We start from the raw sequence: 1282 nt of genomic DNA, 5'->3' as shown, positions 1-1282 counted from the left end.
TGAGCTTGATCCGATTTGACGGACACCGTCGTTGTGGTGGTCAGGCCGCGAGTGCGGCTTCGTATTCGACGGGTGTGCGGTAGCCGAGGCTGCTGTGGAGCCTGCGGATGTTGTACCAGCCTTCGATGTACTCGAAGACATCGCTGCGGGCGGCAGCGCGTGTCGGCCAGGGCAGGACGGCCCCGAGATCGCTCTTCAAGGTGGCGAAGAACGACTCGGCGAGTGCGTTGTCCCAGCACTGGCCCGTGCGTCCGATGGACAGGCGGATTCCGAACCCGCCTGCCAGCAAGGCGAATTCGCGACTGGTGTATTGGCAGCCGCGGTCCGAGTGGAAGATCGTCCCGCGGGTTGGGCGCTGTTTGCGCACGGCGTCGCGCAGCGCGTCGGCGACCAGGTCGGTGCGCAGGTGGTCCGCGGTGGCCCAGCCGACGACTTTGCGGGTGGCGATGTCGATGACGGTCGCCAGGAACAGCCAGCCCTGCGCGGTCGGCAGGTAGGTGATGTCGCCGCACCACCGCGTCGCCGGCGCCGGGCCGGGGGTGAAGTCACGCCCGACCAGGTCCGGGCGGGCTGCGGCGTGCGGGTCCGGGACGGTGGTGCGGCGGCCGCGTCTGCGGTGCCGGCCTGCCAGTCCGGCCTGCCGCATCAGGCGGGCGATGCGGCGGCGCCCGACCCGGGCGCCGCCGCGGACCAGGACGGCGTGGACGCGCGGGACGCCGTAGCTGCCGCGCGATTGCTTGTGGACGGTCGTGATCTGCTCGGTGAGCTCCGCGTCGCGGACCGCGCGGGGCGAGGGGGCCGCGGTCCGGCGGTGGTAGTAGGCGGCACGGGAGACCTGCAGCAGTTCACACGCGCGTTTGACGCTGTGACCTGCGGTTTTCTCCGCCTCGATGAACGGGTGCACCGTCACCGGGTCTCGTTCGCGAAGAAAGCCGTGGCCCGCTTGAGGATGTCCACGTCCTGGCGCAGCCGGGTGTTCTCCCGGCGAAGCCGCGCGAGTTCCTCGCGCTCGGACGACGTCAGGCCGTCGCGTTCGCCCGCGTCGACCTCGGCCTGTTTCACCCAGTCCCGCACCGCGGTCTCGGTCAGGTCGAAGTCCTTCGCGACCTGGCCCACCGACCTGTCGCCCTGCCGGCACAACGCGACGATCTCGGCTTTGAACTCCGGCGTGAACGAGCGGCGAGGCCGAGGCTTCTTCTTCCCCATGCTCTCCATGATGGACATCCTCCCGAAAGGGCCGCAGCCCCTCAGCCAGGGTGTCCGTCAAAGCGAATCAAGCCCA

General features: G+C 69.8%; 2 protein-coding genes. Both read right to left on the bottom strand.

Going from position 1 to position 1282, the window contains the following annotated elements; all coding sequences use genetic code 11:
* Positions 1 to 40: 40 nt before the first annotated feature.
* The gene (locus ACPA54_RS39005) at positions 41 to 910 is read right to left on the bottom strand and encodes an IS3 family transposase (RefSeq protein ID WP_423537291.1); all 870 of its coding nucleotides are present in this window, start codon (positions 908 to 910) and stop codon (positions 41 to 43) included.
* The gene (locus tag ACPA54_RS39000; RefSeq protein ID WP_423537289.1) at positions 907 to 1215 is read right to left on the bottom strand and encodes a transposase; all 309 of its coding nucleotides are present in this window, start codon (positions 1213 to 1215) and stop codon (positions 907 to 909) included. The genes ACPA54_RS39005 and ACPA54_RS39000 overlap by 4 nt, the downstream gene beginning before the upstream one ends.
* Positions 1216 to 1282: the final 67 nt, after the last annotated feature.

Origin of the sequence: Uniformispora flossi, assembly GCF_049534875.1 — a bacterium.
GTDB classification, from domain to species: Bacteria; Actinomycetota; Actinomycetes; order Streptomycetales; family Streptomycetaceae; genus Yinghuangia; species Yinghuangia aomiensis.
Note: the sequence above shows the minus strand (reverse complement) of the source record. Positions and strands in the feature narration are given on the sequence as shown.

Bases quoted from the DNA above. Each gene is read 5' to 3' on its own strand.
- ACPA54_RS39000 (WP_423537289.1), bottom strand. From the start codon at position 1,215: ATGGAGAGCATGGGGAAGAAGAAGCCTCGGCCTCGCCGCTCGTTCACG.